General features: G+C 28.9%; 19 protein-coding genes. All 19 read left to right on the top strand.

What is annotated here, in order from left to right; genetic code table 11:
* The first annotated feature begins 70 nt into the window (after positions 1–70).
* Entirely contained in the window at positions 71–304 is a 234-nt protein-coding gene (locus tag ACWJKP_RS17665) for a hypothetical protein (protein ID WP_224578752.1), read from the top strand.
* Between the two features lie 119 nt (positions 305–423).
* The gene (locus ACWJKP_RS17660) at positions 424–972 is read left to right on the top strand and encodes a hypothetical protein (RefSeq protein ID WP_165414879.1); all 549 of its coding nucleotides are present in this window, start codon (positions 424–426) and stop codon (positions 970–972) included.
* A 549-nt stretch (positions 973–1,521) separates the two neighbouring features.
* Positions 1,522–1,743: a hypothetical protein gene (locus ACWJKP_RS17655; RefSeq protein ID WP_165414880.1), complete on the top strand. Its 222-nt coding sequence runs from the start codon at positions 1,522–1,524 to the stop codon at positions 1,741–1,743.
* A gap of 13 nt (positions 1,744–1,756) precedes the next feature.
* On the top strand, positions 1,757–2,089 hold the full coding sequence (locus ACWJKP_RS17650; protein ID WP_187351459.1) for a hypothetical protein: 333 nt from the start codon (positions 1,757–1,759) through the stop codon (positions 2,087–2,089).
* Between the two features lie 158 nt (positions 2,090–2,247).
* Positions 2,248–3,141: a hypothetical protein gene (locus ACWJKP_RS17645; protein ID WP_165414881.1), complete on the top strand. Its 894-nt coding sequence runs from the start codon at positions 2,248–2,250 to the stop codon at positions 3,139–3,141.
* Between the two features lie 527 nt (positions 3,142–3,668).
* Positions 3,669–3,884 (top strand): hypothetical protein, encoded by a 216-nt coding sequence (locus ACWJKP_RS17640; protein ID WP_165415045.1) that lies wholly within the window; start codon positions 3,669–3,671, stop codon positions 3,882–3,884.
* A gap of 274 nt (positions 3,885–4,158) precedes the next feature.
* Positions 4,159–4,347 (top strand): hypothetical protein, encoded by a 189-nt coding sequence (locus tag ACWJKP_RS17635; RefSeq protein ID WP_165415044.1) that lies wholly within the window; start codon positions 4,159–4,161, stop codon positions 4,345–4,347.
* A 163-nt stretch (positions 4,348–4,510) separates the two neighbouring features.
* Positions 4,511–5,602, top strand: a complete 1,092-nt coding sequence (locus tag ACWJKP_RS17630; protein ID WP_462961689.1) for a site-2 protease family protein — start codon at positions 4,511–4,513, stop codon at positions 5,600–5,602.
* Positions 5,603–6,601: 999 nt separating this feature from the next.
* Positions 6,602–7,807 carry an IS701 family transposase gene (locus ACWJKP_RS17625; protein ID WP_165414941.1) on the top strand — a complete coding sequence of 402 codons (1,206 nt, stop codon included), beginning with the start codon at positions 6,602–6,604 and terminating at the stop codon, positions 7,805–7,807.
* A gap of 172 nt (positions 7,808–7,979) precedes the next feature.
* Positions 7,980–8,363: a hypothetical protein gene (locus tag ACWJKP_RS17620; RefSeq protein WP_165412608.1), complete on the top strand. Its 384-nt coding sequence runs from the start codon at positions 7,980–7,982 to the stop codon at positions 8,361–8,363.
* A gap of 96 nt (positions 8,364–8,459) precedes the next feature.
* Entirely contained in the window at positions 8,460–8,630 is a 171-nt protein-coding gene (locus ACWJKP_RS17615; RefSeq protein WP_165412609.1) for a hypothetical protein, read from the top strand.
* A gap of 727 nt (positions 8,631–9,357) precedes the next feature.
* A complete protein-coding gene (locus ACWJKP_RS17610) occupies positions 9,358–9,648 on the top strand; it encodes a hypothetical protein (protein WP_165412610.1) in 291 nt (96 codons plus the stop codon).
* Positions 9,649–9,716: 68 nt separating this feature from the next.
* A complete protein-coding gene (locus tag ACWJKP_RS17605; protein ID WP_165412611.1) occupies positions 9,717–10,031 on the top strand; it encodes a hypothetical protein in 315 nt (104 codons plus the stop codon).
* Positions 10,032–10,118: 87 nt separating this feature from the next.
* Complete coding sequence (locus ACWJKP_RS17600; protein WP_224578755.1) at positions 10,119–10,445, top strand: hypothetical protein; 327 nt, start codon at positions 10,119–10,121, stop codon at positions 10,443–10,445.
* A gap of 227 nt (positions 10,446–10,672) precedes the next feature.
* A complete protein-coding gene (locus tag ACWJKP_RS17595; RefSeq protein ID WP_165412613.1) occupies positions 10,673–10,939 on the top strand; it encodes a hypothetical protein in 267 nt (88 codons plus the stop codon).
* Positions 10,940–11,043: 104 nt separating this feature from the next.
* The gene (locus tag ACWJKP_RS17590) at positions 11,044–11,169 is read left to right on the top strand and encodes a hypothetical protein (RefSeq protein WP_263492334.1); all 126 of its coding nucleotides are present in this window, start codon (positions 11,044–11,046) and stop codon (positions 11,167–11,169) included.
* A 190-nt stretch (positions 11,170–11,359) separates the two neighbouring features.
* Positions 11,360–11,539 carry a hypothetical protein gene (locus ACWJKP_RS17585; RefSeq protein WP_165412614.1) on the top strand — a complete coding sequence of 60 codons (180 nt, stop codon included), beginning with the start codon at positions 11,360–11,362 and terminating at the stop codon, positions 11,537–11,539.
* A 1,040-nt stretch (positions 11,540–12,579) separates the two neighbouring features.
* Positions 12,580–13,377, top strand: a complete 798-nt coding sequence (locus ACWJKP_RS17580) for an alpha/beta hydrolase (RefSeq protein ID WP_165412615.1) — start codon at positions 12,580–12,582, stop codon at positions 13,375–13,377.
* A gap of 236 nt (positions 13,378–13,613) precedes the next feature.
* Positions 13,614–13,874 (top strand): TM1266 family iron-only hydrogenase system putative regulator, encoded by a 261-nt coding sequence (locus ACWJKP_RS17575; RefSeq protein ID WP_165412616.1) that lies wholly within the window; start codon positions 13,614–13,616, stop codon positions 13,872–13,874.
* Positions 13,875–13,888 lie beyond the last annotated feature (14 nt).

Below are 13,888 nucleotides of genomic sequence, written 5' to 3'. Positions count from 1 at the left end.
TGGGAAGGGGATTAAAAAATGAGTGAAATGGTTTTAAGATTACCAAATAGTTATGTTGAGGTTGAGAGCGATGAAATGGAGTATGTTGATGGGGGGGGCATCTATTACTATTAATAGATCCAAAATAATTAGTGCGCTAGGATATATAGGAGCAGGTACATTATTAAAAGTAGCAGCAGCTGGTGGACCATTCGCAGGAATATCAGGAATAGCATTTGGAATAGGTTGTGGTGCAATAGCCGCTGCATCAATAGCTATTGCAACTATATATTTTACAAATAGTTCTTTAACACTTAGTTTTTAAATGTGGTATAAATAAGTTAATTGATTGATTTGATATAATCTATGTTTAAATTACTAAACTTTAACAATGTTATATAATTTGTTAAAGTTTAGTAATTAATTAGCAAGAGGAGGCCACCTATGAATATAATTACTTATTTTATAATTGCAGGTATAGCAATATTATTGTATTACATTTTGAAAATTTACTATAATTATAGAATGAAATTGATTTTAATTATTGCAAATTGTGTATTAATATTAAGTATAATAATTGATTATACAATTATAGGAAATGAACAATTATTTTACACTATGTTTGGAATAGAATGTTTAAATATAGTTATATGGTTTTATTACTTATTTGATAAATATAATTTTGAACTCTATAATATATTGGCAGAAACAAAAGCTATACCTTTTATGATTGGAAGTAGTTGGTTTTTAAAAGGAAAGAAAGATATTAATAGTATTATAGAGTTTTTAAATTGTAATGAAATATTAATGAATAAAAGCAAAGATATAAATATTATATTTCTTAAAAGAGATCAAAAAAATACTGATATGTTTTTTATATTTAGTAAAAGAGCAGATGTTGATTTTTATAAAGATAATATAGTCAATAATATGTCATACAAAACAATTTGGAAAGGTAGATTATTAATGGTTAGTTTTAAATGGAATAATTGATTATACTTAAAAATATGTTTGTGGGATATGGAATCCGTAGTAGGCAATTCAAATGTTTATTTGTTAGTAATTTTGTAGTTATAATAACTACAGCTGACGTGATAAGGGGTCTTGAATGACTGGGTTGGACGTCAAAGCATATATTCGTAGGGATGGAATTATTTTAAAATTTTATTATCATTTGTAAGTCTTAGCGACCATTAAACAGATTCGATCTTCATACATTTAATGGAATGGGGTTGCGTCAGACACCCAGTATATGGGAATGGACGATTAGCAAGGCGAAAAGAGTACATTTGATGCCGATTTATTAGATGTAAAATTAGGTATAAAATTGAAAATATAAAAAAAGAAACAAAAAATAGCAGTAGCCAGTGGAAAAACACTGAAGTGAGTAAATATACTTCAGTGTTTTTTTGTTGTACCGGGCACGCGGAAGCTAATCAAAAATGGGAGATTTAATGTGAATTAGGTAGAAGTAAACTTAAGCAGGAAACTCGTGCAACTTTAAAAAGAATAGGAACAAAAAAACTTGGCCGATTCCAAACATTGTCACTAATTATGGATATTGCCTTAGCATTATTTTCAGCAGTAATATTATACATAATGAATACGTTGTTTATAGTAGTGTTGATTCTTACAATTATTAGTGCAGCTCTTATATATATTCAAAAAAACATACAAAGTAATTTAAAAGGAGACAGCTACACGGTTCTCGTAGGTAAAAATGAAGAAGGAATTGTGGCAGATGTATTTATGGAGCTAAAATAAGGAGTAGATGAGCTTGAAGGTATATAATCTAAACGAATTAACTGACAGTAGGGTTCTTTATGATAAAAATCCTCCCGAATTCATGATATACATAATTGCGCTAGTTACAGTACTTTTAGTAATGTTTTTGGTATGGTCAAATAAATCAGCCAAAACTTATATGGTAAAAGGCCAAGGAATAGTAATTACAGAAAATAAGTCGCAGATTATGGCTGCTGTATCTGTAGCATTATTAGCTGCAAATGCTACAGTATTTGCATGGGCATGCGTTAATGCAGTAGTGAAAAATAAAGGTATAGCTATAATTACTGGGCTTCCAACAGGGTTGATCTTTACAGTTTGCTAATTATTAAGGTTACATAAGAACAACTAATGACTAACACTTCGACTTTAATCTAAGAAGATTTAATTACATTTTTGTATTAGTGATAATTAACAAAAACCATTGAGATACGTCTAAATACATGTTAAAAAATCTAATTATAAAAATAGGAGATGTTATAAATGAAAAAAGATGTTAAGCTATTGATGTTATTAAATTTAATGAGTTATATAAGTAATTTTGCATTTGTATTTATATATTCATACGATAAAATCGCATTGAAAAATAATTTAACAATAGAAGTGATTTGGGTATTGTCACCATATGTATTTTTAATCGCTACATCATTTATATTAGCTACTGATAACAAAGAAGAATATAAAATGTTTAAAATTGAAGCAATAATCGATTGGGTTATAAGAGTTGCGTCATGTTGTGTTGCTTTTCAAGGATTTAATTTCAAATTTTTATCAGCAGGGTTTATTATACAACAAGTCATATTAGCTTCTTTATTAATTGTTAATGTATATTTGGAATATAAGATGTATAAAAAAGCAAAAAAACATACACCTGTTAAAAAACAAAATATGGAAGTTGAAATAATATCTGAAGAAGAAAAACAAAATATAAGAGAAATAGGTAAAGCGGCAACACTTGGAATGACTTCATTTTTTATATTCGCGGGTTTGGGAATGGGTATAACACAAATACATCAGATTGATATTAAATTACTAAGAATATTTATTATATTTGTTTCAATTTATGCATTTATATGGTTTTTAATTGCTAATTATAGAAAGTGTTATTTATTTTATTTAGATAAATCTTTAGCAAAGAGAATTTTTGTTAGAGACGGTTTGTATGCATCTCTTGGATATATATTAATTCTTATATCTGCATTTGGATTTTTTGGAATAGGTACATTGCTTGAATCTGCGGTTATATTGATTGGAATTTTATTACTATATCCAACAATATGTACTGATAGAAAAATAGGACTTAGATATACAAAAGTTAAAGATATTTTAGGTGAAAATTTTTATTTGTATTTTAATTGTAAAGAAAAGAATTTGTAGCAAGGTGAAGAATGCGACTACGACTCCTGCAGTTTGTGTATAAATCGGATTTTCTGAATTATAATCATCACCATAGAAGGAACTGTTTTCAGTGACTTCTATGGTGATTTTCAGTTACATCCTATGGGGTTTGGACAGTCACCTAAAAAAGGAATAAAGCGACGGTTTGGTAAAAAGAGTATGGAGCTGTTCAAGGTAAGGTTTTAAATATAGATCAAGGTGCGACTATAGATAATGAAAAAGGGAATGTATATTTCAAGGTTAAAGTAAAACTTGATAAAAATTACCTTGCAGATAAAAAAGGAGAAAAAGTTAATGTTACCCTTGGTATGATTACAGAAACTAGGGTTAAGTATGAAAAAATCACATATATGAAATACTTCATGGAACAGATTGGGATAAAACTTAATTAGCTATTTTAGGTGTCAGCAAGTGCTTTTGATATAAATAATGCAATTAATGTGATTATTAATTGTAGTAAACAGTTGAAAATATTATAATAATGGGAAGGGGATTAAAAAATTGAAATGGCTTTAAAATTACCGAATAATTATGTTGAGGTTGAGAGTGGTGAGATGCAGTATGTTGATGGAGGATGGTTAGGAGTTGATGTTATGCCAGTTCGGGTAGCTGGAGAAGGAGCTATCTCATCATATATTAGAAAGGTAGGAGTTAGTGAGGGAAAAAAATATTTAATAGGAATATTAAAACCAAATTACTTTCTATTGGTGCTGGAGCACTAGCAGGTAGCCTTGTTGGTGCAGTAAATTTTGCAATAAATGCCGCTGATATTGGAAACGCTGTTGCAAGATACTTAGATAATCATGATTCAAAACCAGGAAACGGTTGGTTATCAATATAAATTTTATAATATAGTAAAAAAATAAGTATTACGAGCTTTAACATTGTATCTTGGTACACTTAATAGTGCATAACAAAATATTAATATTGAAGCTCGATTATGCACAATGTGAGATATAAAAAGTATAGTTTTAAAATTATAAGGAGATGATTTATATGAAAGTCACAAAAGGAAAAGTAATTACTTGTATAAAGTTTTCAGTGTCATTTTGTTTTTTTAATTTTTTGTTTGACTATTTTTTCAGACCATCAAATATAAGTTTAGCAAGAAATATTTCTGTTGCAGTTGGTGTTGCAGTAGGGGTGGTTTTCTATAGCACAATTTTTGATAAAAAGGCAAACTGATATATATATTACTAAAAATTGGAGTATGATAATATTTATATAAAATTTAAGAAGGTGTATATGATAATTAAAAAGAAAAATATAAAATTAATATATATTAGGTTGCCATGTGGAGATTTCATATTATGAATATAAGTAATAAAAAAATAATGGGTCTTGTTTCATTTTTTGTAGGTATAGATATATAATAATATTAACAGCGTTATGTAAAATTAAAAACTTATCTATTGATATTGAAAGTGTTCACAAATACAGTATATTAATATTATTAGTTTTATTATTAAGTTGTATTTATATCGATATAATAATTCATGAATTAGGTCACTTTATAGCTGGAAAATTAGTTGGATTTAAATTCTATTCTTTTACTATTTTTCCGTTTGAAATAAGAAATCAAAATCAAAAAGTCATTTTTCAAATCACTGGCAATTATGGGCTATTAGGTTCGTGTATGATGTATCCCAAGACTTTTAGTAAATTATTTAAAGAGTTGTTAATATATTATCTTGGAGGCATAGGTTTGAACTTTATATTTGTAATTGCATATCTATTTTTGATAATTTATAAGGTACCTAACATGAAAAATATTTTCATAAAAATATTTTTTTGTTTTTTATTAATTATTAGTGAATTTAATTTAATTAAAAATGTTATACCAAGTAAAGTTAATGGAATGAAAACAGATGGCTCAAATGTATTGACTATAATGAACCCATCAGATTCCAATGATATTGATTTAATGGAAATGGTAATATCATTGCAACTTTTTTGTGGTATTAGACCAAGAGATATAAATTTTAATGTACTAAATAATCGAAATATATTTAGTGATAAAAGCTTTCACGAATATATAAGCTTATATTATTTTTATTATTACCCAGATAGTGGAAATTTTGATAAAGCCCAAGTATGTATAGGTATAATTGAAGAAAATATTGATGAATATACTAAGGATGTAAGGATAGATGTAATGTGTGAAATTTTATATTCTTATTGTTATATTAAAAAAGATATCAACAAATCAAAAGAAATATATACACAAATTTCACAAGTACTTTTAAATGATAAAAGTATTGGTGGTTTTCGAATACAAATGGCATATGAACTTTATATTAAAAAAGATATTATAAAGGCTTTAGAATTTGGGCAGAGTGGATTAAGTTTAGTTAATCAGGATGAAGTAAAAGGAATAGATATTTTTGAAAAAGCTGAAATAGAAAGAATGATTGAACGAATCTCCAATTATAGTAATTAGCAAACAGAAGGCATACACCGTGATAGAGTAGTTATTACTGTGGCAGGAATGGAAGGTGACTTAACAAGCATCGTTGGAGCGGTATATTTGGCAAGTATTTAGTTTCGGCATTTATTTACACCAAAATTGATAATGAAATCCACCAATAATTTATTTGAGTTTTCTAAAAGTGCATTCTATTTTGAAACGATAACTGTATAAACTTATTAACAACCATTAAACGGATTCGCTCCGCTCATCGATTTAATGGAATGAGGTTGCATCAGCCACCTAGTATATGGGAATGGACGATTAGCAAGGCGAAAATGGTACATTTGATTCCAATTTATTAGATGCTGAATTAGGTAGAAAAATTGAGAGTTTGGAAAGAAAAGAAACAAAAAAAGTTAGAAGTAGCCAGTGGAAAACCACTGAAGTGAGGTAAATATACTTCAATGGTTTTTTCGTCGTTGTGGCTGAAGAAAAGGCCTTTGAAAAGTTAAAAATAGAGTATGTAAGAAATCTTAGAATTGGATTTAAAACAGGAGGTCTCTCCAATTATATAATGCGCAATATCTTCAGTAAGAGCTACTACTTATGTTTTTAGGGGTAACAATGGTAATGGATGGTAAAAATCTAAGGAATAGTAACTACAGAAAATAAGTCGCAGATTATGGCTGCTGCATCTGGTTCAATAGTAGATGTAAGTGAATTAGAAGGTAAGGAAGTAAAAGCTGCGTATACTTCAAGGTCAAAGTAAAACTTGATAAAACATACATTGCTGATAAAAAAGGAGAAAAGGTTAACATTACTTTAGGTATGGTTACAGAGACAAGAGTTAAGTATGAAAAAATAACTTATATGAAATATTATATGGAACAGATTGGAATAAAACTTAATTAGCTATAAATGAGCGAAAATGTTCCCATTAATTTCCATATGTTAAAAAAGAAAAACATCTATGCATTCTCCTGTTATAATTAAGTCACGACACAAAACATAACTAAGGAGAAAACATAAATGTTTAACAACTCAATTGTAACAAAATCATCGGCAATATACAAATTTTTAATTGAATTAAAAATAACTCTTTATCTCACAACGCCTCAAATTCATCATCTAATATTATTTATAAATTCTATGGTGACAAAAGGCTACTGTGGAAAAGTAACTGACGTCTCAGACTTTATGCCGGTTAGGCATCGGACTAATATTGGAAAGTTTTTATCGGAGAGTCCATGGGACGAAAACTTCGTTGAAAAAGCCCTAAAAAAACGTGTTATTATGAGAATATGGGAGATGTCTAAAACAACTGGCAGTCCTATTTATATTGTAATAGATGACACAATTTCAGAGAAGACTGTGCCCTCGTCAAAGGCTAAGAAACCTACTGAAAAATGTGGATTCCACCATTCTCATTTAAAAGGTAAAACAGTTTATGGTCATCAATTAGTTACAGTTATGTTATTGTGCGATACTCTTGTGCTGCCATATACTATGGCGATATACAACAAAGAAAATATGAGTAAAATCCAAATGGCAATTGAGTTTATAAACTCCTTACCACAACCAGTAAATAAAGGCTATGTTTTATGTGATAGTTGGTATAGTAATAAAAAATTGTTCGCTGTTTCTAAAGAGGCAGGCTACGCCTATATTGGTGGTCTAAGAACAAATAGAGTAGTATATCCAAAAGGTCGTGAAAAACTTGGAATTAAGCTTAATCATATGTGCGAGATATTAACTAAGGATGATGTCGACCTAGTCAAAGTTGGCAATAATGAATATTATGTCTACACATATAGAGGCAAGCTTAATGACGCAAAGGATTCTTTGATAGCCCTTTGTTGGCCTAAAGAAGCTCTTTTCAAGCCTGGTTGTTTAAGAGCATTCATAAGTCTAGATACCACTATTACAACTGAAGAACTTCTAAATCACTATAAACATAGATGGCCAATTGAAACTTTTTTCAGAGAAACTAAAAAACATCTTGGTTTAAATCATTATCAAGTAAGAAGTGATCGTAGTATTAACAGATACTTCTTGTTACTAATGATTACCTACGTATACTGTGAATTAGAGATAAGCAATGGTACGTTGAATTTCAACGCTGGAATTAAAAGTGCAAGGAACCAATCTAAAAAGGAACGAGTATCTTGGATTTTTAATCAAGCTGACTTAGGAATTCCTCTTGAAGCTATTTTTAAAACATTAAAGATAGCTTAGAATAGTTGGTATTAATTTTAAATGGAATAAATTTCTAACTAATTCGCTCATTTATAGAATTAGCTATTTTAGGTGTCTGCAGGTGCCTTTGATATAAATAATGCAATTAATGTAATTATTAATTGTAGTAAACAATTAAAATTATTATAATAATGGGCAAGGGGATTAAAAAATGGAAATGACTTTAAAATTACCGAATAATTATGTTGAGGTTGACAAAGATGAGATGGAATATGTTGATGGTGGAGGATATGCTACATTTAAAATTGGCTCTGGTAGTTTGATAATTCGAGCCTTAGCAGCAGTTGGCACTTCATTGAAATATGGAAGAGCAGTAGCTGTCTTAGCTGGTTTGGGAGTAACTATCGCAACTGCAGTTGAATTAGGAACAGCTGGAATGGGTACATTGATTGCAGGCGCATTTATATTAACTTGGGGTGAAATTGTACCAACACTAGCATCATTTGCGGTAGGTGCCGGTATTAATTCACTTAAGGGAAAGACCTTTACAACAGGTAATATTCCGTTAGTTTCAAGCCGAACAATTAATATTTAATATATTTAAATTATATATATCATAAAGAATGGTTGGAACTGTTGATTATTTATGGTTTCAACCATTTTTGTAAAATATATTACAGGGGGGATGGGTATGAAACTAGATAAAGAATATTATGTGATAGTGTCTATAATAGTATTTGTATGTGGTCTTATTATTAGTACTTATAATTTATATAATTTTACTGGATTTTTAATAATATTGCTACCGAGTACTATATTTAATGTTAGTTGGCATTGGTATCATAATGATAAAGGAGAATGATGTAGAACACTTAGGGAGCAGTTGTGATTTAAAGTGTATATGCTTTTATGTTAAGAGGTGGTCTGCTTTATGAGAAAAAGATAATCAGGCTAATAACTAAAGGTGGTTGCCAAGGATGTAGGTGATTAACATCTTGATTTAAGAGAGAAATAATGTCTCTCATCTGAATGCCCAAATTAAGTAACTTTAACTCAAATTTTTAGACAAATGGAGCTAATTTGATTTGTGACTAAATAGTAACTATAGTTAATAGATTTCAATTTTAGTATTATTTAATTTTTTGGGGGGGGAATCAATTAATTACATAAATAATAATATATTTCATAGAAAATTCAGATTCACTAAAATAATAATTAATGTTATTATACTAATAATCTTAATGAAGGGTGCGTATAAAACCAATTTATATAACATAGTTTTAGGTAAAGTGAATTTAAAAAATGATTACATGTTGAATAGAATGGTAATGTATTTTATTGTGGGAATTTCAATCTACTTTGTTTCAATTTTCATGCATGAATTAGGTCATTATTTAATGAGTAAATTAGTATGTATAAAGTTGAAATTATTTGTTGTAGGGCCAATCATATATATGAATGATAAAAAAAGTCTCTTGTCATATACAAACCAATATATAAAGATATTATAGGGGGGACCGATATTTACATTTGTAATTATTCTCATTTCATCCCTGTTTATAATAGAAAATAAATTTACTGTGATTTGTATGATTTTATTAATTGTAAATTGGTCAATTTTTATAACTATATTTTATAGCAGCATTAGTGTATATGGTGACTATTGTTTAATTGATTTACTCAAAAGAAAGCCTGAGTTTGTTATATTAATGTTTTCTATTCAATTCTCATCTGAATATCCAATTAATAATTTTATAGTTGAAGAATCTGAGCTGTTTGTGGACAAAATTTTGTCCAAGTGTGAATATAATAATATGGTCGTAGCACTAATAAACAGAATTATTGATCAAAAGATAATAAATGGAGAGAAGAGAATTTAAGTATTCAGTGTATTAAATTTAAAGAATGGATTTTTAATTATTACTTTAAGTCTTCAAAAGGAAATATAATGTTTGATGCTAAAATTATAAAAGTTGCTTATAAATTCCTTCTGCATGAATACTCTTTAACAAAATATGAACTTAAATTAGATAATTATAAAAGTTTTGATAAGTTTTTAACCTTAAATAATTATAATACATTTAAATATTTTGCCATGATAAACGAAAGTTTAAGAGGATTATTTAGTGACGGTACTGGTTTTGATAAAAAATACAAAGAATATATTTGTGATGCGGGACAAATACTTTCAAAATGTAGTAACTATAAAAATTTGTTAGAAGATATTATGAAGAAATTAGGAGGCTGTGAGAAAAGTCTGTAAAATACAGCTTTCTATGCTAAAAATAATAGCTCCTAAATGAAACAAATTTTTTTTGTTTTACTTTGGTCATACGGATATCTCGCTTGATTGTTGCCAAAGAAGAAACTTTATATTTCATTGATAGCTAATTATAAAAAGTGTGATTTATTTTATTTAGATAAATCTTTAGCAAAGAGAATTTTTGTTAGAGACGCTTTGTATGCATCTCTTGGATATATATTAGTTCTTATATCTGCATTTGGATTTTTTGGAATAGGTACTTTGCTTGAATCTGCGGTTATATTGATTGGAATTTTATTACTATATCCAACAATATGTACTGATAGAAAAATAGGACTTAGATATACAAAAGTTAAAGATATTTTAGGTGAAAATTTTTATTTGTATTTTAATTGTAAAGAAAAGAATTTGTAGCAAGGTGAAGAATGCGACTACGACTCCTGCAGTTTGTGTATAAATCGGATTTTCTGAATTATAATCATCACCATAGAAGGAACTGTTTTCAGTGACTTCTATGGTGATTTTCAGTTACATCCTATGGGGTTTGGACAGTCGCCTGAAAAAAGGGAATGAAGCTGAGTTAAGTAAAGGGATAACAACCTCCGGTTAGTATAGAATAATAAAGTATAAAAGGGGAACATATGAGTTTAGTGTTTATATATATCATTATAAGTTTTTTATTAGCGAACATAATTCACGAGCTAATTCATTTTTGGGCTTTAAAATTAATAGAATTGGATATATGTCTTGATGCTTATTCAATTAAAGTTTATAAAAATGAAGGTAAATATAATATAAAAATAGATATTAAGTTGAAAGAATACATGCCTGGTTTTGTTTTACCTGAAATAAGTATGGTTAGAAATGAAACTGATTTTAAAATTAAAAAAATAAAATTATTTATTTAGCTTTAGCTGGTTCTTTTGGAAGTTTACTATTAACAAAAAAAGAATGATGGAGATTGCTAAGGGTTAACAGACCCTATGGCTAGATAGTGGATGGAGAGTGTGTGATGAAAATTACAACGAAAGACAGAATGGTTTCATTTATAAAAGTATTTTTGATATTTTTTGTGATTAATTTTATTGGTCAATATTTTTTTAAACATTCAATTATGGATTTATACACAATAATCTAGCCGGAGCAGGACTAGTTGTCGCATGCTCATATGGTCAAGTATGGGTAATTGCTTCTATAATGAAAGTTACTTTTGCTGCTGCAGTGAATAGCTTGGGAATTGCAGGAGTTGCAACTATAGTTGGAGGTACATTTGGAGTTTCAAAGGGTTAGTTGCGCTTGCGCTAAGTAAAGTTTTTTAAGGAGGATTTATGACTAAGAAAATGAAACTTGTAAGCTACATCGTAATGCAGTCTTTCATATTATTAGCTGCATTTTTAATTATACTTTTATCATTAAAGTATAATTTATCAATGATGATACCATTGATAATGATTATGATTGCACAAATACCAGTTTTTATATTTATATTTAGTAAAAATACGAAATGAAAATAGAGGGACTGTCTTGTAAATGATCTTTAAAGCATTTACGAAGGCAGTTCCTTTTTTTATATTTATTAATTTATTCATTTAATAAAATATAATTAGTGGTAATATTGTAAGCGTAAAAGAATTGACGGCTAGATAGTAAAATTATACTTTGCTAAAATTATTGATATAAAATTATAAGGAGGTCTATAATGGCAAAGAAATTTACCAATATGCACTGGGTAGAAATTATAAATAAATTTTCTACTTATAAATGGAAAGGTAATTGATTTCTGTAAAGAAAATAATATAACTAAAAATCAATTATACTATTATAAAAAGTAGCAAACAGAAGTTATCCACTGGGTTACCAATTTCTATAATGGGGTCGGTGCGTCCAGCATAGCCGTAAACCTAAGAAACCCAAATATTGTATAAATGGTATGATTTCTAATGTGAATTTAAAATCTACATTAGAGAAGGGGTATCGTAAAATGCACAAAAGAATTAGGATGATAATAAAAAATATACAAAATTTGTACAACTCAGATACAATAAAAAGAATGGCTGAAAACATCTTTTCACCAAAAAGAAAGGTAAACTTAGTGCCGAAAACTTTTTAAATCTATGTACATTTAAGGGTGAAGATTTATGTTCAGTTGCTTTAACATGATTAGATGCAAGAGAATTAAATTTCACCAGATATTTCAAGGGAGACTGAATTCTATTTAGGTTTATGGCTATGACCGAATACCTGCACCATTGTAAAAACTGGAACGTAGTGAATAGTTTTTGCTTACTTTTAGGTGCTGTGCTACTGGTATGGCGGTTAATGCAGGAAAGAAATATTTTGATGTTGGTGTAAATGTTGGGGGAGTTTCTTGGAGTATGAATCTTAACATAGGATAGTAAAACATCTTTTCAATGTTAAGATTCACAGCAGACTAAAAGCCATTTATTACGTATGTTTTTACATTCATTCCTCTATTTTAAACTATTTGGAATATAGTGTATATAGTATTATACTAATGCTAAAAATACATTAGAGGAGGGAATAAAAAATGGCATTTTTACAAGTGAACTTTGCTTCAAAAGCCTTAAAAAGAGATGTTACTTTTAATGCTCTTATACCAATTGATACAATGGAAATACCGGAACAAGAAATAATCAAGAAAAAACCAATGAAAGCACTTTATCTCTTGCATGGATTAACTGGAAATTACACTGATTGGATTTGTAATAGTAAAATTGAGGAACTATCTTTAAGGCACAATATTGCAGTATTTATGCCTTCTGGAGAAAATAATTTTTATTTAGACGATGTTGATAAAGGTGAATTGTTTGGGGAATTCGTTGGAAATGATTTAGTGGAATTTACACGCATGATATTTCCGTTATCAAGGAAAAGAGAAGATACATTTATAGGTGGATTATCTATGGGTGGATATGGAGCAATTCGAAATGGATTAAAATATTCTGACAATTTTAGCCGTATCATTGCATTATCTTCTGCTATAGTTACATACAATATTGCTGGAGCTTCTAGTGATTTTAAGGACGAAGTTCGTGACTATAAATTTTATACTAGAGTATTTGGTGATCTGAATCAACTTTTGGATAGTGATAAAGATCCAGAGGCACTTATTATTAAGTTGAAGAAGAAAAATGCTCTAATTCCTAAAATATATATGGCGTGCGGTACAAACGATTTTTTGTTAGATGTAAATCATAAATACCGTGATTTTTTAATTTCAGAAAATATAGATGTAACATATGTAGAAAGTCCCGGTAGCCATACGTGGGATTTTTGGAATGAATATATTGAAAAAGGAATCAGATGGGCAGTTAAAAATAAGTAAATAAATTGTTGTATTGCTTTTTACTATCAGGAGTGGTACGGTTAGATTGATTTTAAATTAACAAAGTTATCGTTCTGAATGCACGAGGGTTCGTCCCGAATGAGAAGGCGAGAGAATAGTTGGAATGCTCCAAAGAACATATCTTTATTGGTTGTACCTTTGGTTTCGACGTACTATCCTTGTGCCTTTTCGGGTGCAGGGGTTTTTTTTATTGTTTAAAAGAAAGGAGGTTGCCAATGGAAACAAGAATTGCTCTAATTGGAATTATCGTTGAAAACACAGATGCTGCTCCAAAGCTTAACTCTATTCTCCACGAATATAGAGAATACATAGTAGGAAGAATGGGAGTACCCTATCTGAAACGCCATATTTCGGTAATAAGTATCGTTGTTGATGCGCCGAATGATGTTATCAGCGCCCTGTCGGGTAAGCTTGGAATGCTACCAAATGTAAACACCAAAACGATTTATTCCAAGGCGCCACCTATAGCAAAGTAGTAAACGAATGATTA

The sequence above is a fragment of the Clostridium sp. CM037 genome (assembly GCF_055081095.1).
The sequence above is the reverse complement of the archived record's forward strand: the minus strand, read 5'-3'. Positions and strand labels throughout refer to the sequence as shown.

Coding starts and splice junctions, on each gene's coding strand:
- ACWJKP_RS17625 (WP_165414941.1), top strand. CDS start 6,602: ATGTTTAACAACTCAATTGTAACAAAATCATCGGCAATATACAAATTT.
- ACWJKP_RS17620 (WP_165412608.1), top strand. CDS start 7,980: ATGGAAATGACTTTAAAATTACCGAATAATTATGTTGAGGTTGACAAA.
- ACWJKP_RS17590 (WP_263492334.1), top strand. CDS start 11,044: ATGAAAATTACAACGAAAGACAGAATGGTTTCATTTATAAAAGTATTT.
- ACWJKP_RS17580 (WP_165412615.1), top strand. CDS start 12,580: ATGGCATTTTTACAAGTGAACTTTGCTTCAAAAGCCTTAAAAAGAGAT.
- ACWJKP_RS17610 (WP_165412610.1), top strand. CDS start 9,358: ATGATTTTATTAATTGTAAATTGGTCAATTTTTATAACTATATTTTAT.
- ACWJKP_RS17605 (WP_165412611.1), top strand. CDS start 9,717: ATGTTTGATGCTAAAATTATAAAAGTTGCTTATAAATTCCTTCTGCAT.
- ACWJKP_RS17640 (WP_165415045.1), top strand. CDS start 3,669: ATGGCTTTAAAATTACCGAATAATTATGTTGAGGTTGAGAGTGGTGAG.
- ACWJKP_RS17635 (WP_165415044.1), top strand. CDS start 4,159: ATGAAAGTCACAAAAGGAAAAGTAATTACTTGTATAAAGTTTTCAGTG.
- ACWJKP_RS17645 (WP_165414881.1), top strand. CDS start 2,248: ATGAAAAAAGATGTTAAGCTATTGATGTTATTAAATTTAATGAGTTAT.
- ACWJKP_RS17575 (WP_165412616.1), top strand. CDS start 13,614: ATGGAAACAAGAATTGCTCTAATTGGAATTATCGTTGAAAACACAGAT.
- ACWJKP_RS17585 (WP_165412614.1), top strand. CDS start 11,360: ATGACTAAGAAAATGAAACTTGTAAGCTACATCGTAATGCAGTCTTTC.
- ACWJKP_RS17595 (WP_165412613.1), top strand. CDS start 10,673: ATGAGTTTAGTGTTTATATATATCATTATAAGTTTTTTATTAGCGAAC.
- ACWJKP_RS17660 (WP_165414879.1), top strand. CDS start 424: ATGAATATAATTACTTATTTTATAATTGCAGGTATAGCAATATTATTG.
- ACWJKP_RS17665 (WP_224578752.1), top strand. CDS start 71: ATGAAATGGAGTATGTTGATGGGGGGGGCATCTATTACTATTAATAGA.
- ACWJKP_RS17615 (WP_165412609.1), top strand. CDS start 8,460: ATGAAACTAGATAAAGAATATTATGTGATAGTGTCTATAATAGTATTT.